The sequence below is a fragment of the Ectopseudomonas oleovorans genome (assembly GCF_029845265.1).
Lineage (GTDB): Bacteria > Pseudomonadota > Gammaproteobacteria > Pseudomonadales > Pseudomonadaceae > Aquipseudomonas > Aquipseudomonas oleovorans.
Genome location: NZ_JAOCLK010000018.1, coordinates 31,348 through 51,766 on the forward strand (window position 1 = coordinate 31,348; position 20,419 = coordinate 51,766).

Sequence of the window (20,419 nt, forward strand, 5' to 3'; positions counted from 1 at the left end):
CTGTCGACGTTCATTTAACTGTCACATTCGTTTCATAGAGTGTTCACGTGGCCTGCAGATACTTGGGCCCGTTCCATCCAACACAACACCATCCTGCTAGGAGCAAGGCATGAAACTGAAGCGTTTGATGGCGGCCCTGACTTTCGCCGCCGCTGGCGTTAGCGCCGTATCTGCTGTAGCCGCCGTCGACCCGGCTCTGCCGACCTATGAAAAGACTTCCGGTGTATCGGGCAACCTGTCCAGCGTCGGTTCCGACTCGCTGGCCAACCTGATGACCCTGTGGGCAGAAGAGTTCAAGAAGAACTACCCCAACGTCAACATCCAGATCCAGGCCGCCGGTTCCTCCACTGCGCCACCCGCTCTGACCGAAGGCACCGCCAACATGGGGCCGATGAGCCGTCCGATGAAGGACAGCGAAATCCAGGCCTTCGAAGAGAAGTACGGCTACAAGCCGACCGCCGTTCCGGTTGCCATCGACGCCCTGGCCGTGTTCGTGCACAAGGACAACCCGATCAAGTCGCTGTCGATCGAGCAGGTCGATGCCATCTTCTCCAGCACCCGTCTGTGCGGTTACGACAAGGACATCAAGACCTGGGGTGACCTCGGTCTGACCGGCGAGTGGGCAAACAAGCCGCTGCAGCTGTTCGGTCGTAACTCGGTATCCGGCACCTACGGTTACTTCAAGGAAGAAGCCCTGTGCAAAGGCGACTTCAAAGCCAACGTCAACGAGCAGCCAGGTTCGGCTTCCGTGGTGCAATCGATTTCCAGCACCCTGAACGCCATCGGCTACTCGGGTATCGGCTACCGCACTTCCAGCGTGCGCGCCGTTCCGCTGTCGAAGAAGGGTGGTGAAGCCTTCGAAGCTTCGGAAGAGAACGCTCTGGCTGGCAAGTTCCCGCTGGCTCGCTTCTTCTACGTCTACGTCAACAAGGCGCCGAACCAGCCGCTGAGCCCGCTGGATGCCGAGTTCATCAAGCTGGTGCTGTCCAAGCAGGGCCAGGATGTCGTGATGAAGGATGGTTACATCCCGCTGCCGTCGAAAGTGGTCGAGAAGACCATGAAGGAACTGGGCCTGTAATTACAGCGCCTGACGATGTCGGCCGGCTGATTCGCATCTGACGGTCGATAGCGCCCACCACTCCAGAGAGTGGTGGGCTTCGTCATGTTAGGCGACTGTAACCTTTCCGTCATACAAGCTCGCTAGATTGACAAGCCTGGACAGCCCTATGCGCTGCCTTGAGCCCGCGCAGAGACTTCTCGCATGAACGACTTGGCAAAAGAATCCGTGAACCGATCACAGAATCCCCTGGGGATCGACTTCAATACGCCCGCCCTGCAACGCAAGCGCCGTATGCGTGCCCTGAAGGATCGTCTGGCACGCTGGTACGTCTCCATCGGTGGGCTGGCGGTGCTCGGTGCCATCACCCTGATCTTCTTCTACCTGGCCCATGTGGTGCTGCCGATGTTCCAGGGCGCCGAGTTGACGGCGCGCCAGGCGCAACAGCCGGCCTGGCTGGCCGAGGCGCAAGCGCCGCTGCTGCTGGCGATGGAAGAGCAGAACCAGGTCGCCATGCGTCTGGATGCTTCCGGTGCCGTGCAGTTCTTCGCACTCAAGAATGGCGAGGCCCTGCAGCGTCTGCAGTTGCCGCTGCCGCAAGGTGTGACCGTCGCCTCCGTCGGTCAGGACCAGCCGGGTACGCGCCGCGTGGTATTGGGGCTGTCCAACGGCCAGGCGCTGATCCTGCAGCACAACTACAAGATCACCTATCCGGACAACGTGCGTACCATCGCGCCGCAGATCGACTTCCCCTATGGCGAGGCGCCGATCGAACTGGACCCGCAGGGGCGTCCGCTGGAGCATGTGGCGCTCAATCTCAACAGCGGTACGCTGATGCTGGCCGGCTCCACCAACAACGAGCTGCATCTGATCAGCCTGAGCCGTGAGGAAAACCTGTTCACCGGCGAGGTGAGCGTCAGCGAGCAGCGCATCAACCTGCCGCAGATCGGCGAGCCGGTCAGCCAACTGCTTATCGACCCCCGGCAGATGTGGCTGTACGTGTTCAATGGCGACTCCAGTGCCGACGTCTTCGACCTGCGCAAGCGCAGCCTCAATGGTCGTTACGAGCTGCTCAAGGATGCGTCCAACCGTGTGACCAGCGCTACCAGCCTGCTCGGCGGCATCTCGATCATGATCGGTGACGCCAAGGGTGGTATCCAGCAGTGGTTCATGGTGCGCGATCAGGACGGCAAGTCCACCTTCCAGTCGATCCGCAGCTTCCAGCTGGGCGACAGCGCGATCACCCAGATCCTCCCCGAGGAGCGTCGCAAGGGCTTCATGGCCCTGGATGCCGACGGTCGCCTGGGCATTTTCCACAGCACGGCGCACCGCACTCTGCTCAAGGAGCAGGTCGCAGACGGCAGCGCCGTTGCCGCACTGTCGCCACGCGCCAGCCGGGTGCTGGTCGAGTCGGACGGCAAGCTGCAGCGCTTCGTGGTGGATAACCCACACCCGGAAATTTCCTGGAGTGCGCTGTGGGGCAAGGTCTGGTACGAAAGCTACCCGGAGCCTGACTACGTTTGGCAGTCGACCTCGGCCAACACCGATTTCGAGCCAAAGCTGAGCCTTTCGCCGCTGGCCTTCGGCACGCTCAAGGCGGCGTTCTACGCCATGCTTCTGGCTGCCCCGCTGGCCATTGCTGCCGCCATCTACACCGCGTACTTCATGGCGCCGCGCATGCGCACCAAGGTCAAGCCGGTGATCGAGCTGATGGAAGCATTGCCGACGGTGATTCTCGGTTTCTTCGCCGGCCTGTTCCTCGCGCCGTTTCTGGAAAACCACCTGCCCGGCATCTTCAGCCTGCTGCTGCTGACGCCGGTGGGCATCCTGCTGTTCGGTTATGTCTGGACCAGGCTGCCTGACGCCATCCGGCATCGTGTACCCGAAGGTTGGGAAGCGGCGCTGCTGATTCCGGTCGTGATTGCCGTGGGTTGGTTCTCCATCGCCGTCAGTGGTCATCTGGAAAACTGGCTGTTCGGCGGCAATATGCGCCTGTGGCTGACCAATGAGCTGGGGATTCCCTTCGATCAGCGCAACGCCCTGGTGGTGGGCCTGGCGATGGGCTTCGCGGTGATCCCGAACATCTACTCCATCGCCGAAGACGCCGTGTTCAGCGTGCCCAAGAGCCTGACTTTCGGCTCCCTGGCCCTCGGTGCGACGCCCTGGCAGACCCTGACCCGCGTGGTGATTCTCACCGCCAGCCCGGGCATCTTCTCGGCGCTGATGATCGGCATGGGCCGCGCGGTGGGCGAGACCATGATCGTACTGATGGCCACCGGCAACACGCCGATCATGGACATCAACATCTTCGAAGGCATGCGCACCCTGGCGGCCAACGTCGCCGTGGAAATGCCCGAGTCGGAAGTCGGCGGCACTCATTACCGCGTGCTGTTCCTGGCGGCGTTGGTACTGCTGCTGTTCACTTTCGTGATGAACACCCTGGCCGAACTGATCCGTCAGCGTCTGCGCACCCGATATTCGAGTCTGTAAAACATGCCTGCGCAGCAGGCCAACTGATGCCCCTCTCCCATTCATGGGAGACGACTGCAAGGATGCAGGAGTTAGAGCGACGCAGGATGCCCAAGCCGAGGGTGCCCGCAGGGCGGGTGAGGGAAGTGCGAACAACGCCGCAACCCTCTCCCCCGGCCCCTCTCCCGCAAGCGGGAAAGGGGAGGTAAAGAATGATTTCATTCAAGGTGTGATGCCGTGAAACAGAACAACCTGAAATCCTGGTACAAGAGCGGCGCCCCGGGCGTATGGATGAGCGGTGGCGCGGTGGCCATCGCCATCATCATGACCCTCGGTCTGCTGGCGGTGATCGCCACCCGCGGTCTGGGCCATTTCTGGCCGGCGGATATTCTCGAAGCCGACTACCAGGTGCCTGGTCAGGAAGCCCGGGTGATGCTGGGTGAGGTGGTGCAGGTCGAGGAAGTGCCGCGCGCCCGTCTCGCTGCAGCCGGCCTGCCGGTCGCTGCGGAAGGTGGCGAATTCATGACCCGCGAGCTGATGAAAGTGGGTAACCGCGAATTGTTCGGCGCCGACTTCACCTGGGTGGTCGGCGAATGGCTGAGCAACCCGCGCAAGCCGGCCGGCATCACCGTGCTGGAGCGCCGCGAGTGGGGCAACTTCTACGGCAACCTGGTCAACGTCAAGGAAAGCGGGCAGATCGTCGCCGAGGGCGACGCCGCCTGGCCGGCGCTGCAGGAGCGTCTGGATCGTGTCGAGGACCTGCATGCCCAGCTGGTGCGCCTGGAGAAGCGCGACATCGGCCGTATCAACCATGGCCTGGAGCGCATCCGCCTGGAAGGTCGCAAGCTGCAGCTGCAGGGCAAGCTGGACGCCGCCGCGCAGGCCGATATGGACGCGCGCCGCGATGCGCTGAACGCCGAGTACAAGGTGCTCGAAGAGCGCATGGTGGCGCTGACCCAGCAGATCAACCGCGACAGCGTGACCCTCAGCGCCAGCGATGGCCGGCAGACCGAGATCGCCCTGGGCAAGATCGTCCGCGCCTTCCGCCCGAACGCCATGAGCACCGTCGACAAGCTCGGCTTCTACGCCATGAAGCTGTGGGAGTTCGTCAGCGACGAGCCGCGTGAGGCCAACACCGAAGGCGGGATCTTCCCGGCCATCTTCGGCACCGTGCTGATGGTCATGCTGATGGCGGTGATCGTCACCCCGTTCGGCGTGATTGCGGCGGTCTACCTGCGTGAATACGCGCACCAGGGCGCTCTGACCCGGGTCATCCGCATTGCGGTGAACAATCTCGCCGGCGTACCGTCGATCGTCTACGGCGTGTTCGGCCTGGGCTTCTTCGTCTACGTGCTGGGCGGCTCGATCGACCAGCTGTTCTTCCCCGAGTCCGCACCGGCGCCGACCTTCGGTACGCCGGGTCTGATGTGGGCCTCGCTGACCCTGGCGATCCTGACCCTGCCGGTGGTCATCGTTGCCACCGAGGAAGGCCTGGCGCGGATTCCCCGTGCGGTGCGTGAAGGCTCGCTGGCGCTTGGCGCGACCAAGGCCGAGACGCTGTGGAAGGTAGTGATCCCGATGGCCAGCCCGGCGATGATGACCGGCCTGATCCTCGCCGTGGCGCGCGCCGCCGGCGAGGTGGCGCCGCTGATGCTGGTGGGTGTGGTGAAGCTGGCGCCGACCCTGCCGCTCAACGGCAACTACCCGTACCTGCACCTCGATCAGAAGATCATGCACCTGGGCTTCCACATCTACGACGTCGGCTTCCAGAGCCCCAACGTCGAGGCTGCGCGCCCGCTGGTGTACGCCACGGCGCTGCTGCTGGTGATCGTCATCGCCCTGCTCAACCTGACCGCGGTCTATATCCGTAACCACCTGCGCGAGAAGTACAAGGCGCTGGATCACTAACGCAGCTACGAGTCGCGCACCGCCGGTGCGCAGCTTGCAGCTTGTAGCTACGAACGGAGTGAGTTCATGCAACACGAAACCCATACCCACGGTATCGATCTGGCCGCCCTCGGCCGTGACAAGCAGAGCCTGAGCCTGGCCAACGAGACCACGGCCATCGCCGTACCGGGCCTGAACCTGTACTACGGCCAGAAGCAGGCGCTGTTCGACGTCAAGATGGATATCCCCAAGCAGCGTGTGACCGCCTTCATCGGGCCGTCCGGCTGCGGCAAGTCGACCCTGCTGCGTACCTTCAACCGCATGAATGACCTGGTCGACGGTTGCCGCGTGGAAGGCGAGATCAACATCGACGGGCGCAACATCTACCGCAAGGGCGAGGACGTGGCCGAGCTGCGTCGCCGCGTCGGCATGGTGTTCCAGAAGCCCAACCCCTTCCCCAAGAGCATCTACGAGAACGTGGTGTACGGCCTGCGCATCCAGGGCATCAACAGCAAGCGCGTGCTCGACGAGGCGGTGGAGTGGGCGCTGAAGAGCGCGGCACTGTGGGATGAGGTCAAGGACCGCCTGCATGACTCGGCACTCGGCCTGTCCGGCGGTCAGCAGCAGCGTCTGGTGATCGCCCGTACCGTCGCCGTGCAGCCGGAAGTGCTGCTGCTCGACGAACCCTGCTCGGCGCTCGACCCGATCTCCACGCTGAAGGTCGAAGAGCTGATCTACGAGCTCAAGAGCAAGTACACCATCGTCATCGTCACCCACAACATGCAGCAGGCGGCGCGCGTTTCCGACTACACCGCGTTCATGTACATGGGCAAGCTGATCGAGTTCGGCGACACCGACACGCTGTTCACCAACCCGGATAAGAAGCAGACCGAGGACTACATCACCGGTCGCTATGGTTGATTTGGCCCCGTAGGGTGCGCTGTGCGCACCGGTTGCAGCTGCCCTGTGGTGCGCACGGCGCACCCTACCCGGACTTTCGCGGAGCGAAACATGATGAACAAAGACAACCTTACCCAGCACATCTCCCAGCAGTTCAACGCCGAACTGGAGGAAGTGCGCAGCCACCTGCTGGCCATGGGCGGCCTGGTGGAAAAACAGGTCAACGACGCCGTTACCGCGCTGATCGAGGCCGACTCCGGCCTGGCCCAGCAGGTGCGTGAGATCGATGACCAGATCAACCAGATGGAGCGCAACATCGACGAGGAATGCGTGCGCATTCTCGCCCGTCGCCAGCCGGCGGCCTCCGACCTGCGCCTGATCATCAGCATCTCCAAGTCGGTGATCGACCTCGAGCGTATCGGCGACGAGTCGACCAAGATCGCCAAGCGCGCCATCCTCCTTACGGAAGAGGGTGAGTCGCCCAAGGGCTACGTCGAGGTTCGTCACATCGGCGATCAGGTACGCAAGATGGTGCAGGAGGCGCTGGACGCCTTCGCCCGTTTCGATGCCGACCTGGCGTTGTCGGTTGCGCAGTACGACAAAACCGTCGACCGCGAATACAAGACCGCACTGCGCGAGCTGGTCACCTACATGATGGAAGATCCACGCTCGATCTCCCGCGTGCTCAACGTGATCTGGGTGCTGCGCTCGCTTGAGCGTATCGGCGATCATGCGCGCAACATCGCCGAACTGGTGATCTATCTGGTGCGTGGCACCGATGTGCGCCACATCGGCCTGACTCGCATGCGTGAAGAGGTCGAGGGCAAGTCCAAGGACTGATGCCTGCTTGATGCCGACGGCCCGGGCTTTCCCGGGCCGTTTCGTTTGCGTGATTTGTTATCCGTCCGACGTTTTCCTTTGGCCTTAGGCCATTGGCCATGACTATGCTTGTACGTATTCGTACAGGAGTAACCGATGAGCAAAGTCAGTGTGCTGGTGGTGGATGACGCGACCTTCATTCGTGATCTGGTCAAGAAAGGGCTGCGTGATCACTTCCCCGGCGTACAGATCGAGGAAGCGGTCAACGGCCGCAAGGCGCAGCAGATGTTGAGCCGCCAGGCGGTCGACCTGATTCTTTGCGATTGGGAAATGCCGGAGCTGTCCGGCCTCGAGCTGCTGACCTGGTGCCGCGAGCAGGACAACCTGAAAACCACGCCCTTCATCATGGTCACCAGCCGCGGTGACAAGGAGAACGTGGTGCAGGCGATCCAGGCGGGTGTCTCCGACTACATCGGCAAGCCCTTCTCCAACGAGCAACTGGTGACCAAGGTCAAGAAGGCACTGCAGCGCGCCGGCAAGCTGCAGGCGCTGATGTCCAGTGCGCCGCCGAAGATGCTCAGCAGCGGTGGTTTTGCCAACGACTCGCTGGCCGCACTCACCGGTGGCAAGGCTGAAGTGGTCAAGCCTGTGGCAGCGCCTGTCGCGGCTGCGACGTTCGCCAAACCCGCCGCTGCACCTGCTAAAGCCCCGCCCAGCGGCCGTGGCCAGGGCCAGTTACGTCTGCCAGACGGCACCATGGCCTGCGCGATCAAGGCGCTGAGTCTCAAGGAAGCGTTGCTGGTGGTCAAGCGCACCGAACAGCTGCCGCAGGTGCTGGAGAGCGCCGTGCTCGATCTGGAGCAGGGTGAGGCGGCGGAAACCGCACGTCTCAATGGTTACCTGCATGCCGTGGCAGCGTTCGAACCCAAGCCCGACAGTGAATGGCTGCAACTGACCTTCCGCTTCGTCGACCGCGATCCACAGAAGCTCGACTACCTGTCGCGGCTGATCGCCCGTGGCACCGCGCAGAAGCATTTCAGCCCCGGCGCCTGAACGATGCCGCGCGCCGCTCAAGGCTGGCCGACCAGCGGCGGTGCGCCGCTTCACAGCCTGACGGTCAACGCCTCGCACCGTCTGGGTAGCGCTGCTAGTCTTGGCGACCTGGATATCCAATAGCCATAAGATCCGAATCGTTATGCTAGGGCGTCTGATCATTCTCTGCAGTTTGCTGGCCCTGTGCGGTCAGGCCACTGCACTGACCATCTACAAATATGTCGACCAGAACGGTGTCGTCACCTACAGCGACCAGGCTGCGCCTGGCGCGCAGGTGTTCGTGTTCAACGACCGCATGGTCGAGCGCCTGGACAACCAGGTGAAACTGGAAACCAGGAAGCACGAAGCCGGCGAGACCCTGCTGATTCGCAACGACCTTTATGCCCCGGTGGAAATCGAGCTGAAGCTCGAACAGGTGGAAAATGCCATCGGCGCGCCGGACAAGCCGATTCGCTGGGTGTTGCCGCCGCGCAGCAATATCCGCCTGGCTACCCTGACCGCGCAGGATGCCAGCAAACCACTGCGCTACACACCCAGGTTACGCTACGCCCTCGGTGATCCGCGCCTGCAGCCGAGCATTCACCGCTATCCACTGCCCTGGCGGGGTGGGCCGTTCCGCCAGACCCAGGGTGCCAACGGCACCTACAGCCATTTCACGCCCAAGGGACGCTATGCAGTGGACATCGCCATGCCCGAGGGCACGCCCATCGTCGCCGCGCGCGGTGGTGTGGTGGTCAAGACCGAGAACCAGCAGAGCGGTCGCGGCAACAACCCGGCCGGCAACTTCGTGCGCATCCTGCATGACGACGGCACCATGGGCGTTTACCTGCACCTGATGAAGGGCTCGGTCAGCGTGCGTGAAGGTCAGCGGGTGGAAACCGGCAGCCTGTTGGCGCGCTCCGGCAACACCGGCAACAGCACCGGCCCGCACCTGCATTTCGTGGTGCAGCGCAACGTCGGTCTGGCCGTCGAGTCCATTCCCTTCAACTTCCGTCAGCCGGTCAACAGCCTGCCGAACTTCGCCGTCGGCGGCGAATAGTCTGGCGGCAGAATATCAAGCAAAAAACGGCGACCCGAGGGTTAATGCTGATCAGATAAGTTAGTCACCACCCCCTCCTACTTGCAGTAGAAGGGCGCTTTTCGTAGGAGCCAGCTTGCTGGCGATGCTTTTTATGGCGGATCGCCGGCAAGCCGGCTCCTACAAAGATCGAGTGCAACGGCTTAACTGACTGGCATTAACCCGAGGGTCGCCGTTTTGTGAAAACCAGGCGTGATCAGCCGATTTCGATCATCTCGAAATCCATCTTGCCGACGCCGCAGTCAGGGCATAGCCAGTCTTCCGGCACGTCTTCCCAGCGGGTGCCGGGAGCGATGCCGTCATCCGGCCAGCCCTGGCTCTCGTCGTAAATCAGTCCACAGACCACGCATTGCCACTTTTTCATAAAAACCTCAGGCCAATCTCACGGCGTTGCGCGACGCAAGCTACCGCAATTGTACTGACGCGCCAAGTCGGCCGGTGGCATTCGCCACCAGCCAGGGACCAACCAAAGTCGGGCCGCGCAGTGCACGGCCCGTCATCAGTCAGCGAGCGGCCATCAGCGGGTCGGTCAGCGCCATGCCGTACATCGCCACCAGCGCGATCAGGCCGGCTGCAGTGAGGTAGTAGAGCGTCGGCAGGATGGTCTTGCGCAGGGTGATGCCTTCGCGTCCGAGCAGCCCAACGGTCGCTGAGGCCGCTACCACGTTGTGGATGGCGATCATATTGCCCGCCGCCGCACCGACCGACTGCACGGCCACCATCATCGCCCCGGACACGCCGATCAGCTCGGCAGCATTGAGCTGGAACTGCGACAGCATCAGGTTGGACACGGTGTTGGAGCCGGCGATGAAGGCGCCCAGGGCGCCGACCGCCGGGGCGAAGAACGGATACACGCCGCCGACGCTATCGGCCACCAGTTGCGCCATGGCCACCGGCATCGACACCAGGTCGGCGCCGTTGACCCCCGAGTTGATCAGGATGCGCACCATGGGAATGGTGAAGATCAGCACGAAGCCGGCGCCGAGCAGGGTCTTGCTCGACTCGCCCACTGCCGCCTTGAGCTCGGACAGGCGCATGCGATGCAGGAAGAAGGTCACCAGCACCACCATGCACAGGATGCCCCCCGGCAGGTACAGCGGCTCGATGGTGCCGGACACGCCGGTCTCGCCGAGGATGTCCTTCCAGCCGAAGCTCAGGCTCATCAGCGCCGCTTTCACTTGCGGGAAGGTCCGCGAGATGACCAGAAACACCGCCAGCAGCAGGTAGGGCGCCCACGCCATGGGCACCGAAATCGGTGCCTTGCCGGCCACCTCTTCCAGTTTCATTTCGATCATGCCCATCCACTCGGATGGCCAGTCCTTGGCATCGGCGAAGTCCCAGGTGTCCTTGGGCAGCAGGAAGCCGGCCTTGGCCGCCGGCACTACGATGGCCAGGCCGACCAGGGCGCCGATCATCGAAGGGAACTCCGGGCCGAGGAACACGCCGGCGGCCATGTACGGCAGGGAGAAGGCGAAGGCGGTGAAGATGGCGAACGGCGCCACTGCCAGGCCTTCCTTCCAGCTCTGATTGCGGCCGAAGAAGCGCGTCATGATCATCACCATGATCAGCGGCATCAGCAGGCCGATCAGGCCGTGGGTGATGGCCACCCGCGAATAGATCAGGTGGAAGAAGGTTTCCCAGGTGCTGCCGGTGGCCACCAGTTGCTCGGTAATGCCGGTTCTGTCCAGGCCGGCGCCGACGCCCACCAGGATCGGCGTACCCACCGCACCGAAGGACACCGGGGTGGACTGCACCATCATCCCCAGTACCACCGCGGCCAGGGCCGGGAAGCCCAGGGCTACCAGCAGCGGCGCGGCCACGGCGGCCGGGGTGCCGAAACCGGACGCGCCCTCGATGAAGCAGCCGAACAGCCAGGCGACGATCAGCGCCTGCACGCGGCGATCAGGGCTGATGTTGGAGAAGCCCCGGCGAATCGCCGCGATGCCACCGGAATGCTTGAGGGTGTTGAGCAGGAGGATGGCGCCGAAGATGATCCACAGGATCGAGGCGGTGAGGATCAGCCCCTGCAGACTGGAGGCGATGACCCGGTTGAGGGACATGTCCCAGGCCAATAGGCCGATCAGGGCGGTGAGGACGAACACCAGCGGCATCGCGTACTTGGCTGGCCAGCGAAAGCCGATCAGCAGTACCCCCGCCAGTATCAGTGGCACGAAGGCCAGGATGGACAGCAGCGTTTGACTCATGGGTTGGTTCCTTCTTTTTTTTGTGAACCACAGTTTTCCGGGGATACCCGGCGCCACGCATCTGGAAGAGTCGGGCACCACGGCGCCGGCCTTTCCGCGAGCCGCGACGGCGGGGATCACCCATCGCCGCGCTCATGCTCGAAAGCCCCGACGGTCAGAAACCGTCAGGGCTTGTTACTGCTCAGTGGAGGCGTCAAGAGCCATCCACGGTTGTTAACCCCCTGTGTAGGAGCCCCGCCCCGGGGCGAAGCTTTTCTCCAGCTCCGCGGCGGGGCGCCGCTTCTACATGATCGGTGGGCTGCTCAGACCTCTTCTTTGAAGCGCAAACGCCAGGCATGCAGCAGCGGCTCGGTATAGCCGGACGGCTGCTCGCGGCCCTTGAATACCAGGTCGCTGGCGGCGCGGAAGGCATGGGACTGCTCGAAGTTCGGTGCCATCGGGCGGTAGGCCGGATCGCCGGCATTCTGCCCGTCGACCACCTGCGCCATGCGCTGCAGGGTCTCGCGCACCTGAGCCTCGCTGACCACGCCGTGGTGCAGCCAGTTGGCGATGTGCTGGGCGGAGATGCGCAGGGTGGCGCGGTCTTCCATCAGGCCGACGTTGTGGATATCCGGCACCTTGGAACAGCCGACGCCCTGCTCGACCCAGCGCACCACGTAACCGAGGATGCCCTGGCAGTTGTTGTCCAGCTCCTGCTGGATGTCGCTGGCGCTCCATGGGCGGTCGGCACTGACCGGCACGCTGAGCAGATCGTTCAGCAGGCTGTCGCGCTGGCTGGCCAGGTCGATCAGTTCCAGCTCGCTCTGCACCGCCTGCACATCCACCTGGTGGTAGTGCAGGGCGTGCAGCACGGCCGCGGTCGGCGACGGTACCCAGGCGGTGTTGGCACCGGCTTTCGGGTGGCCGATCTTCTGCTCGAGCATGGCTGCCATCAGGTCCGGCATGGCCCACATGCCCTTGCCGATCTGCGCCTTGCCACGCAGGCCGCAGGCCAGGCCGACCAGCACGTTGTTGCGTTCGTAGGCCTGGATCCAGGCGCTGGATTTCATGTCGCCCTTGCGCAGCATCGCGCCGGCTTCCATGGCGCTGTGTATCTCGTCGCCGGTGCGGTCGAGGAAGCCAGTGTTGATGAAGGCCACGCGCGCGCTGGCCGCCTCGATGCACGCCTTGAGGTTGACGCTGGTGCGTCGCTCCTCGTCCATGATGCCCATCTTCAGGGTGTTGGCCGGCATGCCCAGCAGCTGTTCGACGCGACCGAACAGCTCGTTGGCGAAGGCCACTTCGAACGGGCCGTGCATCTTCGGCTTGACGATATAGACGCTGCCGGTACGCGAGTTGCCGCGACGCTGCAGGTCGTGCAGGGCGATTAGGCTGGTGACCACCGCATCGAGGATGCCCTCGGGAATCTCATGGCCTTCACCATCGAGGATCGCCGGGTTGCTCATCAGGTGGCCGACGTTGCGCACGAACAGCAGCGAGCGGCCATGCAGGGTCAGTTCGCTGCCATTGGCGGCGGTGTAGGTGCGATCCGGGTTGAGGCGGCGGGTGATGCGCTTGCCGCCTTTTTCCAGTTCCTCGACCAGATCGCCCTTCATCAGGCCCAGCCAGTTGCGGTAGACCACCACCTTGTCGGCGGCGTCGACGGCTGCCACGGAGTCCTCGCAGTCCATGATGGTCGACAGCGCCGCTTCCATCAGCACGTCTTTCACGCCGGCGGCGTCGGTGCTGCCAATGGGGCTGCTGGCGTCGATCTGAATCTCGAAGTGCAAACCGTTGTTTTTCAGCAGCACCGCGCTCGGCGTGGCGGCCTCACCTTGGTAGCCGACGAACTTCTCCGGTTGCGCCAGGGAGGTCTGCGCGCCGCTGCTCAGGGTCACCTGCAACTGGCCGGCGACCACGGCATAGGCACTGGCGTCGGCGTGCGAGCCCTTGGCCAGCGGCGCCGCCTGGTCGAGGAAGGCGCGGGCGAAGGCGATCACCTTGGCGCCGCGTACTTCGTTGTAGCCCGGGCCCTTGCTCGCACCACCCTCTTCGCTGATCGCGTCGGTGCCATACAGGGCGTCGTACAGCGAGCCCCAGCGGGCGTTGGCAGCGTTCAGTGCGTAGCGTGCGTTCATCACCGGCACTACCAGCTGTGGGCCAGCCTGGGTGGCGATTTCGCTGTCGACGTTGGCGGTGCTGGCCTTAACCTGCTCCGGCTGCGGCAGCAGGTAACCGATGGAGCCGAGGAAGGCGCGGTAGGCGGCCATGTCGGTGATCGGGCCGGGGTTGGCGCGATGCCAGTTATCCAGCTCGGTCTGCAGACGGTCACGCTCGGCCAGCAGGGCGCGGTTGCGCGGGGCCAGGTCGTGCACCAGCGCGTCGAAACCGCTCCAGAAGGCTGCCGCCTCGATCCCGCTGCCGGGCAGCACGTCGTTTTCGATGAACTGCTTGAGCTCGGCGGCTACCTGCAGGCGCTGACATTGCACGCGTTCGGTCATTTTTCTGTTCTCCTGTCTGCATCCGCCCATGGTGGAGCGGGTCAATCAATGTGTTGTTGGAGCCGCGCCCCGGGGCGAAAGATTGCGGCCTTACTGCGGTTACAGCTCACAATTCGCCGCGAGGCGCGGCTCCTACAGGCTTTGCGCCGCACTGCCCTCATCTGTCACTTCGTGCCACCTTCTCCCTGAGAGAGCAGGGCATCAGCTGGCGGCTGCGTCGCCAATGCCCCTCATCCGTCACTTCGTGACATCTTCTCCCGAAGGGAGAAGGGCATCAGTTGGCGGCTGCGCCGCATGTTTAAAGGGCCGCAATACCTGCTTTGGCCACCTGCGCATCCTGCTCGGCCTTGACCCCGGAGACGCCGACGGCACCCACCACCTGGCCGTCCACCAGCACGGGTACACCGCCCTCCAGCGAGGTGATCAGTGGCGCGCTGACGAAGGCGGTGCGACCGCCGTTGACCATATCCTCATAGCCCTTGGTTTCGCGGCGGCCGATGGCGGCGCTGCGTGCCTTCTCGGTGGCGATGTAGGCGCCGATGGGCGCGCAGCCGTCGAGGCGTTCCAGGGCCAGCGGGTGGCCGCCATCATCGACCACGGCGATGGCCACGGCCCAGCCCTGTTGCTGCGCTTCGTTGCGGGCCGCCTGGAGAATCTGGGCGACTTCGTTCTGGCTGAGTACGGCTTTATGTTGCATGGCATACCTCGTATTCGTAGCTTTTCTCCCCTCTCCCGCTTGCGGGAGAGGGGCCGGGGGAGAGGGTTCAGGCTTTCAGCCCATCGCTTCTTCGACGATCTCGATCCAGTGCCGCACCGGCGTACGCCCGGCGCCGTTCAGATGGGTCTGGCAACCGATATTGGCGGTGACGATGGCGTCCGGTTTGCCGCTTTCCAGGGCATTGAGCTTGTTGTCGCGCAGCTGGCGTGACAACACCGGCTGGGTCAGCGAATAGGTGCCGGCCGAGCCGCAGCACAGATGGCTGTCCGGCACGGCAGTGAGGCCGAAACCGAGGCGCGTCAGCACGCCTTCAACAGCGCCGCCGAGCTTCTGTGCATGCTGCAGGGTGCAGGGGCAATGGAAGGCCAGGCGCTGCTCGGCGCGTACCTGCAACTGCTCCAGTGGCTCGCTTTGCAGCACCTCGACCAAATCCTTGGCCAGGGCACTGACCCGCGCCGCCTTGCTCGCATAGGCTGGGTCGCTGGCGAGCAGATGGCCGTAGTCCTTGACGAAGGCGCCGCAGCCGCTGGCGGTCTGCACGATGGCTTCGGTGCCGGCCTCGATGGCCGGCCACCAGGCGTCGATGTTCTGCCGGGCGCGTTGCAGGCCGGCCTCCTGAGCGTTGAGGTGATAGTCGACGGCGCCGCAGCAGCCGGCCTCGCGGATTGGCGTGACACTGATGCCTAGACGATCGAGCACGCGCGCGGTGGCGGCGTTGGTGTTGGGCGACAGCCCCGGCTGCACGCAACCTTCGAGCATCAACACGCGGCGCGTGTGCTGCTGCGTCGGGCGTGGCTTGGCCGGGCGAATTTCGCGTGGCAGCTTGGCCTTGAGCGCGGCCGGCAGCAGCGGGCGCAGGGCCAGGCCAGTCTGGGTCAGCGTCTTGAACAGCGCCGGTCGTGGCACCACGGCGCGCAGGCCCTGACGCAGCAGGCGTTCGTTCAGTGGCCGCGGCACCGCCTGCTCGACCACTTCGCGGCCGATATCCAGCAGGTTGTGGTACTGCACGCCTGACGGGCAGGTGGTCTCGCAGTTGCGGCAGGTCAGACAGCGATCCAGGTGCTCCTGGGTCTTGGCCGTGACTTCGTTGCCTTCGAGCATCTGCTTGATCAGGTAGATACGCCCGCGCGGGCCGTCGAGCTCGTCGCCGAGCAACTGATAGGTCGGGCAGGTGGCATTACAGAAGCCACAGTGCACGCAGGAGCGCAAGATGCGTTCGGCTTCCTCGGCGCGCGGCAGGCGTTTGGCCTGTTCACTCAAATTGGTCTGCACGTCTTATACCTCGGCGTACATGCGGCCAGGGTTGAAAATACCCTGGGGGTCGAGCTGGTTCTTCAGCTGGCGCTGGTAGCGCAGCAGCGGTGCGGCCAGCGGCTGGAAAGGTTGCGCCTGGCCGGCAGCGAAGCAGGTGGCGTGGCCGCCGAGCTTGGCCGTCACGCGCTGGATCAGCTCGCCATCGGCGTCGGTTATCAGCCAGCGTTGCGCGCCGCCCCAGTCGATCATCTGGCGACCGGGCAGGTCGAGCAGACCACTGTTGGCCGGCAGCGACAGGCGCCACAGGGTGCCCTCGCCAGCGAAGAACGGTAGGCGCTGTTCGCGCAGTTCATGCCAGTAGCCGTTGTCGATCTCTTCGCCACCAAGGCGTTGGCGCGCGGCCTGAACCGAGCCTTCGCCACCCTCCAGGCGCAGGTGCAGCGCCGCGCCGTCGTGGCTGGCGGCGCTGATCGGCAGCGGCTGCTGACCCCATTCGGCGAGCTTGTTCAGGGCATACAGGGCGTCCATTTGCAGGCGCAGGCTGAGTACCTGGCGCGGTTTGGGCAGCACCTTGATCGACACCTCGGCGAGCAGGCCGAGGCAGCCGAAGCTGCCGGCCATCAGGCGCGACAGGTCGTAGCCGGCGACGTTCTTCATCACCTCGCCGCCGAAGCGCAGCAGCTTGCCCTGGCCAGTGATCACCCGGGTGCCGAGCACCTGGTCGCGTACCGAACCGGCCCAGGGCCGGCGCGGGCCGGACAGCCCGGCGGCGACCATGCCGCCCAGGGTGGCGCCGTCGCCCAGGTGCGGCGGCTCGCACGGCAACATCTGGTTGTTGGCCTCCAGCGCGGCCTCGATCTCGGCCAGCGGCGTGCCGGCGCGGGCAGTGAGTACCAGTTCGGTGGGGTCGTAGCTGACGATCCCGCGATGCTGGCGGGTATCCAGTACCTCACCGTTCGTGGCGCGGCCCAGATGAGCCTTGCTGCCGCTGCCCTGGATGCGCAGCGGGGTGGCGCTGTTCAGCGCGTGGTTGACCTGTTCCAGCAGCGCGGCGCTGGCGTCGAAATCATGCGACATCAGAAACGCTCCAGTTCCGGGAAGGGCAGTTGGCCGTGGTGCACGTGCATGGCGCCGAACTCGGCGCAGCGGTGCAGGGTGGGGATGTTCTTGCCCGGATTGAGCAGACCGCTGGGGTCGAACGCCGCCTTCACCGCGTGGAACAGGGTGATCTCGTCGCTGTTGAACTGTGCGCACATCTGGTTGATCTTCTCGCGGCCAACGCCGTGCTCGCCGGTGATGCTGCCGCCGACCTTGACGCAGAGTTCGAGGATCTTGCCGCCGATGGCCTCGGCGCGCTCCAGCTCGCCCGGCACGTTGGCATCGAACAGGATCAGCGGGTGCATGTTGCCGTCGCCGGCATGGAACACGTTGGCCACGCGCAGGCCGTACTCCTCGGACAGTTCGGCGATGCCGCGCAGCACGCCGGGCAGCTCGCGGCGCGGGATGGTGCCGTCCATGCAGTAGTAATCCGGCGAGATGCGCCCTACTGCGGGGAAGGCGTTCTTGCGCCCGGCCCAGAATTTCACCCGCTCGGCCTCGTCGCGCGCCTGGCGCACTTCGGTGGCACCGGCTTTCTCCAGCACCTCGCGCACGCGCTCGCAGTCATCGGCGACGTCGGCTTCGACGCCGTCCAGCTCGCAGAGCAGGATGGCTTCGGCCTCCACCGGGTAGCCGGCGTGAATGAAGTCTTCGGCGGCGCGAATGGCCAGGTTATCCATCATCTCCAGGCCACCGGGGATGATGCCGGCGGCGATGATGTCACCCACGGCGCGACCGGCCTTTTCCACCGAATCGAAGGCCGCCAGCAGCACCTTGGCCACCTGCGGCTTGGGCAGCAGCTTGACCGTCACCTCGGTGACGATGCCGAGCATGCCCTCGGAGCCGGTGAACAACGCCAGCAGGTCGAAGCCCGGGGCATCCAGGGCATCGCTGCCGAGGGTCATGAATTCGCCTTCGACGGTGAGGATGTCGACCTTGAGCAGGTTATGCACGGTCAGGCCGTACTTCAGGCAGTGCACGCCGCCAGCATTCTCGGCGACGTTGCCGCCGATGGAGCAGGCGATCTGCGAGGACGGGTCGGGGGCATAATACAGGTCGAAGGGCGCGGCGGCCTGGGAGATCGCCAGGTTGCGCACGCCGGGCTGTACCCGGGCGAAGCGACCTTCGCGGTTGATCTCGAGAATCTGGTTGAAGCGCGCCATCACCAGCAGGATGCCTTGCTCCAGCGGCAGTGCGCCGCCGGACAGGCCGGTACCGGCGCCGCGTGCGACCACCGGCACGCCACGGGCGTGGCAGAGCTTGAGCAACTGCTGCACCTGCTCGATGCGCTCGGGCAATACCACCAGCATGGGTGTGGTGCGATAGGCGGAGAGGCCATCGCACTCGTAAGGCTTGAGGTCTTCCTGGGTATGCAGGATGTCAAGGTCGGGCAGGCGCTGGCGCAGCTCGGCCAGCAAGGCGGCCTTGTCGACCTTGGGTAGCGCGCCGTCGACGCGCTCGTCGTACAGAATGCTCATGGCAGGCTCAATCGTGGACGATGTTGTTATTGGCGGTCATGCTGCGACCTTGGCCTGCATGTTTAGGCCGTTTGTATTTTTTCGTCCATCTTTGCTAATGCTGGTATGACCAGTTTCTTTCGTCAGTCTTTCACCACGATCCAGACAAAAGGCTTATGCTTTATGGCCTGGGCGCTGGCTGCGAACGCAAGAGAATGTGTCTGCGAAAACTGGTACGACCAGTTGTGGGGTGCTGAAAATGAAACCGAATCAGGGCGCTGCACGACGCCAGGTGAGTGACGTGGTGGCCGAGCGCATCGAGCGGCTGATCGTCGACGGCGTACTCAAGGTGGGCCAGCCACTGCCGTCGGAACGGCGCCTGTGCGAAAAACTGGGCATCTCCCGTTCTGCGCTGCGCGAAGGCCTCAAGGTGTTGCGCGGTCGCGGCATTATCGACACCGCCCAGGGCCGCGACTCACGGGTGGCGAAGCTCAGTGGCGAGCGTGATGCCAGCCCGCTGATGCACCTGTTCAACTCGCAGCCGCGTACTCTGTACGACCTGCTGGAAGTGCGCGGCCTGCTCGAGGGGGAGTCGGCGCGCCTGGCGGCCCTGCGTGGCACCGAAGCGGATTTCGTGCTGTTGACCCGGCGTTACGAAGAGATGCTGGCGGCCCATACGCAGGAGCAGCCGGTGGACCCACGCGAGCATGCGCGCCTCGACCACGCCTTCCACCTGGCCATCTGCGAGGCCTCGCACAATCCGGTGCTGGTGCACACCCTGCAGTCGCTGACCGACCTGATGCTCAGTACAGTGTTCGCCTCGGTGAACAACCTCTACCACCGCCCAGCGCAGAAACGGCAGATCGACCGCCAGCACTCGCGCCTCTACCACGCAGTGATCGAGCGCCTGCCGGAACAGGCCCAGCGCGCCGCACGCGACCACATCAATAGCATTCGCGACAACCTGCAGGAGATCGAGCAGGAAGAGCAGCGCCTGGTACGCGCGACCATGCGCCTTGAAGGTTGGGCCTGATAGGGTCGTGCACCGCCCTGACACAGCAATACGGTATGCGACGAGCATGACTGTCCGCACAGAATGATGGCGTTTTAATGGCTATCATCGCGCCCTTCCCGCAGCATCTGGGCCGTGCGCCCGTCGAAACTGCCCCCTCGCATTCCAATAAAAACCCCCGCATTCAAGGGTTCACCCATCACTGCCGGCGCTCGCCTGCGGTGCATTGCCTCGTCCTCGAATTGGAGTACCGACGTGTTGAAGAAGTACCTGTCTGTCATTCTGCTCGCCTGCACCGCGCTGGTAAGCATGCCTAGCCTGGCGCAGTTGAGCGATTCCGAAGCCATGAACATGGCCGGCCTGCAGCGCTCGCTGACCCAGCGCATGGCCAAGAACTACCTGATGCTCGGTGCCGACGTGCGTTTAGATGTGGCCCAGCGTCAGCTCAAGGAAACCATCGAACGTTTCGATGCCAGCCAGAAGGCCCTGGCCGGTTACGCACCCACTGCCGAGATCAAGGCTGCGCTGGCCAAGGTCGACGCCACCTGGGCTGTTCATCGCCTGCGGGTCGAAGCCAAGCCGGAATGCTCTACATGGCCAAGTCCTGGCGTGTGCCTGCGCCGGACCTGGACGCCAAGCTGGACAAAGCCGTGAGCGATTTCGAGACCATCCTCAAGGAGCTGGAGGCCCGCGGCACGCCGAACGAGGAAATCGCCAACACCCAGCGTCGCGCCCGCGCCCACTGGGGCTTCACCCTCAAGGGCATCGACCTGCACGCCTCGCAGGACTTCGTACCGACCGTGATCACCGTCAGCACCGACTCGCTGTTCCGCCAGCTCAACGAGCTGACCCGTCTGTACGCCGGCCTGCAGGCCAAAGAGGCCTGATAGCCGTTCGCCAGTCTGCCTCCTCGGCCGCCTGCTTTTGCGCTAT

At 64.2% G+C, this 20,419-nt stretch carries 17 protein-coding genes; 10 read left to right on the forward strand and 7 right to left on the reverse strand.

The genetic code is table 11. The annotated features are described in order from the left end of the window. Positions 1-109 precede the first annotated feature (109 nt). The 7 genes from N5J71_RS11430 to N5J71_RS11460 all read left to right on the forward strand — a co-directional run bounded on the left by N5J71_RS11430 (position 110) and on the right by N5J71_RS11460 (position 9,224). Positions 110-1,078: a PstS family phosphate ABC transporter substrate-binding protein gene (locus tag N5J71_RS11430; protein ID WP_279916867.1), complete on the forward strand. Its 969-nt coding sequence runs from the start codon at positions 110-112 to the stop codon at positions 1,076-1,078. A 183-nt stretch (positions 1,079-1,261) separates the two neighbouring features. Continuing rightward, on the forward strand, positions 1,262-3,547 hold the full coding sequence (locus N5J71_RS11435) for an ABC transporter permease subunit (protein ID WP_279916868.1): 2,286 nt from the start codon (positions 1,262-1,264) through the stop codon (positions 3,545-3,547). 216 nt (positions 3,548-3,763) lie between these two features. Next, positions 3,764-5,434 carry a phosphate ABC transporter permease PstA gene (gene pstA, locus N5J71_RS11440; RefSeq protein WP_424960565.1) on the forward strand — a complete coding sequence of 557 codons (1,671 nt, stop codon included), beginning with the start codon at positions 3,764-3,766 and terminating at the stop codon, positions 5,432-5,434. 66 nt (positions 5,435-5,500) lie between these two features. Then, positions 5,501-6,334 carry a phosphate ABC transporter ATP-binding protein PstB gene (gene pstB / locus N5J71_RS11445; RefSeq protein ID WP_147811445.1) on the forward strand — a complete coding sequence of 278 codons (834 nt, stop codon included), beginning with the start codon at positions 5,501-5,503 and terminating at the stop codon, positions 6,332-6,334. A gap of 90 nt (positions 6,335-6,424) precedes the next feature. Continuing rightward, a complete protein-coding gene (gene phoU, locus N5J71_RS11450; protein ID WP_279531759.1) occupies positions 6,425-7,153 on the forward strand; it encodes a phosphate signaling complex protein PhoU in 729 nt (242 codons plus the stop codon). A gap of 135 nt (positions 7,154-7,288) precedes the next feature. After that, entirely contained in the window at positions 7,289-8,185 is an 897-nt protein-coding gene (locus tag N5J71_RS11455) for a response regulator (protein WP_279916869.1), read from the forward strand. A 142-nt stretch (positions 8,186-8,327) separates the two neighbouring features. Further along, positions 8,328-9,224, forward strand: a complete 897-nt coding sequence (locus N5J71_RS11460; RefSeq protein WP_279916870.1) for a peptidoglycan DD-metalloendopeptidase family protein — start codon at positions 8,328-8,330, stop codon at positions 9,222-9,224. A gap of 235 nt (positions 9,225-9,459) precedes the next feature. On the opposite strand, the gene N5J71_RS11465 is transcribed toward N5J71_RS11460, so the two are convergent. From N5J71_RS11465 to glcD, 7 genes are all read right to left on the reverse strand, one after another. Further along, positions 9,460-9,627, reverse strand: coding sequence for a rubredoxin (locus N5J71_RS11465; RefSeq protein WP_003242223.1), 168 nt, complete (start codon positions 9,625-9,627; stop codon positions 9,460-9,462). 139 nt (positions 9,628-9,766) lie between these two features. After that, complete coding sequence (locus N5J71_RS11470) at positions 9,767-11,467, reverse strand: L-lactate permease (protein WP_279916871.1); 1,701 nt, start codon at positions 11,465-11,467, stop codon at positions 9,767-9,769. Positions 11,468-11,769: 302 nt separating this feature from the next. Then, on the reverse strand, positions 11,770-13,947 hold the full coding sequence (locus N5J71_RS11475) for a malate synthase G (protein WP_279916872.1): 2,178 nt from the start codon (positions 13,945-13,947) through the stop codon (positions 11,770-11,772). Between the two features lie 298 nt (positions 13,948-14,245). Beyond that, positions 14,246-14,644: a heme-binding protein gene (locus N5J71_RS11480; protein WP_279531763.1), complete on the reverse strand. Its 399-nt coding sequence runs from the start codon at positions 14,642-14,644 to the stop codon at positions 14,246-14,248. Positions 14,645-14,719: 75 nt separating this feature from the next. After that, complete coding sequence (gene glcF, locus N5J71_RS11485) at positions 14,720-15,937, reverse strand: glycolate oxidase subunit GlcF (RefSeq protein ID WP_279916873.1); 1,218 nt, start codon at positions 15,935-15,937, stop codon at positions 14,720-14,722. Between the two features lie 3 nt (positions 15,938-15,940). After that, positions 15,941-16,996: a glycolate oxidase subunit GlcE gene (gene glcE / locus N5J71_RS11490; protein WP_279916874.1), complete on the reverse strand. Its 1,056-nt coding sequence runs from the start codon at positions 16,994-16,996 to the stop codon at positions 15,941-15,943. Beyond that, positions 16,996-18,495 carry a glycolate oxidase subunit GlcD gene (glcD, locus tag N5J71_RS11495; protein WP_279916875.1) on the reverse strand — a complete coding sequence of 500 codons (1,500 nt, stop codon included), beginning with the start codon at positions 18,493-18,495 and terminating at the stop codon, positions 16,996-16,998. The genes glcE and glcD overlap by 1 nt, the downstream gene beginning before the upstream one ends. Positions 18,496-18,733: 238 nt before the next feature. Between glcD and glcC the strand changes: the two genes are divergently transcribed. The 3 genes from glcC to N5J71_RS11510 all read left to right on the forward strand — a co-directional run bounded on the left by glcC (position 18,734) and on the right by N5J71_RS11510 (position 20,373). After that, positions 18,734-19,507, forward strand: coding sequence for a transcriptional regulator GlcC (gene glcC, locus N5J71_RS11500; protein WP_279916876.1), 774 nt, complete (start codon positions 18,734-18,736; stop codon positions 19,505-19,507). A 234-nt stretch (positions 19,508-19,741) separates the two neighbouring features. Beyond that, the gene (locus N5J71_RS11505; protein WP_279916877.1) at positions 19,742-20,140 is read left to right on the forward strand and encodes a type IV pili methyl-accepting chemotaxis transducer N-terminal domain-containing protein; all 399 of its coding nucleotides are present in this window, start codon (positions 19,742-19,744) and stop codon (positions 20,138-20,140) included. Then, a complete protein-coding gene (locus tag N5J71_RS11510; RefSeq protein ID WP_187272827.1) occupies positions 20,137-20,373 on the forward strand; it encodes a hypothetical protein in 237 nt (78 codons plus the stop codon). The genes N5J71_RS11505 and N5J71_RS11510 overlap by 4 nt, the downstream gene beginning before the upstream one ends. Positions 20,374-20,419 lie beyond the last annotated feature (46 nt).

What these genes read in the sequence shown, in the direction of transcription:
- N5J71_RS11430 (WP_279916867.1), top strand. Translation starts at nt 110, where the DNA reads ATGAAACTGAAGCGTTTGATGGCGGCCCTGACTTTCGCCGCCGCTGGC.
- N5J71_RS11435 (WP_279916868.1), top strand. Translation starts at nt 1,262, where the DNA reads ATGAACGACTTGGCAAAAGAATCCGTGAACCGATCACAGAATCCCCTG.
- pstB (WP_147811445.1), top strand. Translation starts at nt 5,501, where the DNA reads ATGCAACACGAAACCCATACCCACGGTATCGATCTGGCCGCCCTCGGC.
- phoU (WP_279531759.1), top strand. Translation starts at nt 6,425, where the DNA reads ATGATGAACAAAGACAACCTTACCCAGCACATCTCCCAGCAGTTCAAC.
- N5J71_RS11455 (WP_279916869.1), top strand. Translation starts at nt 7,289, where the DNA reads ATGAGCAAAGTCAGTGTGCTGGTGGTGGATGACGCGACCTTCATTCGT.
- N5J71_RS11460 (WP_279916870.1), top strand. Translation starts at nt 8,328, where the DNA reads ATGCTAGGGCGTCTGATCATTCTCTGCAGTTTGCTGGCCCTGTGCGGT.
- N5J71_RS11465 (WP_003242223.1), bottom strand. Translation starts at nt 9,627, where the DNA reads ATGAAAAAGTGGCAATGCGTGGTCTGTGGACTGATTTACGACGAGAGC.
- N5J71_RS11470 (WP_279916871.1), bottom strand. Translation starts at nt 11,467, where the DNA reads ATGAGTCAAACGCTGCTGTCCATCCTGGCCTTCGTGCCACTGATACTG.
- N5J71_RS11475 (WP_279916872.1), bottom strand. Translation starts at nt 13,947, where the DNA reads ATGACCGAACGCGTGCAATGTCAGCGCCTGCAGGTAGCCGCCGAGCTC.
- N5J71_RS11480 (WP_279531763.1), bottom strand. Translation starts at nt 14,644, where the DNA reads ATGCAACATAAAGCCGTACTCAGCCAGAACGAAGTCGCCCAGATTCTC.
- glcE (WP_279916874.1), bottom strand. Translation starts at nt 16,996, where the DNA reads ATGTCGCATGATTTCGACGCCAGCGCCGCGCTGCTGGAACAGGTCAAC.
- glcD (WP_279916875.1), bottom strand. Translation starts at nt 18,495, where the DNA reads ATGAGCATTCTGTACGACGAGCGCGTCGACGGCGCGCTACCCAAGGTC.
- glcC (WP_279916876.1), top strand. Translation starts at nt 18,734, where the DNA reads ATGAAACCGAATCAGGGCGCTGCACGACGCCAGGTGAGTGACGTGGTG.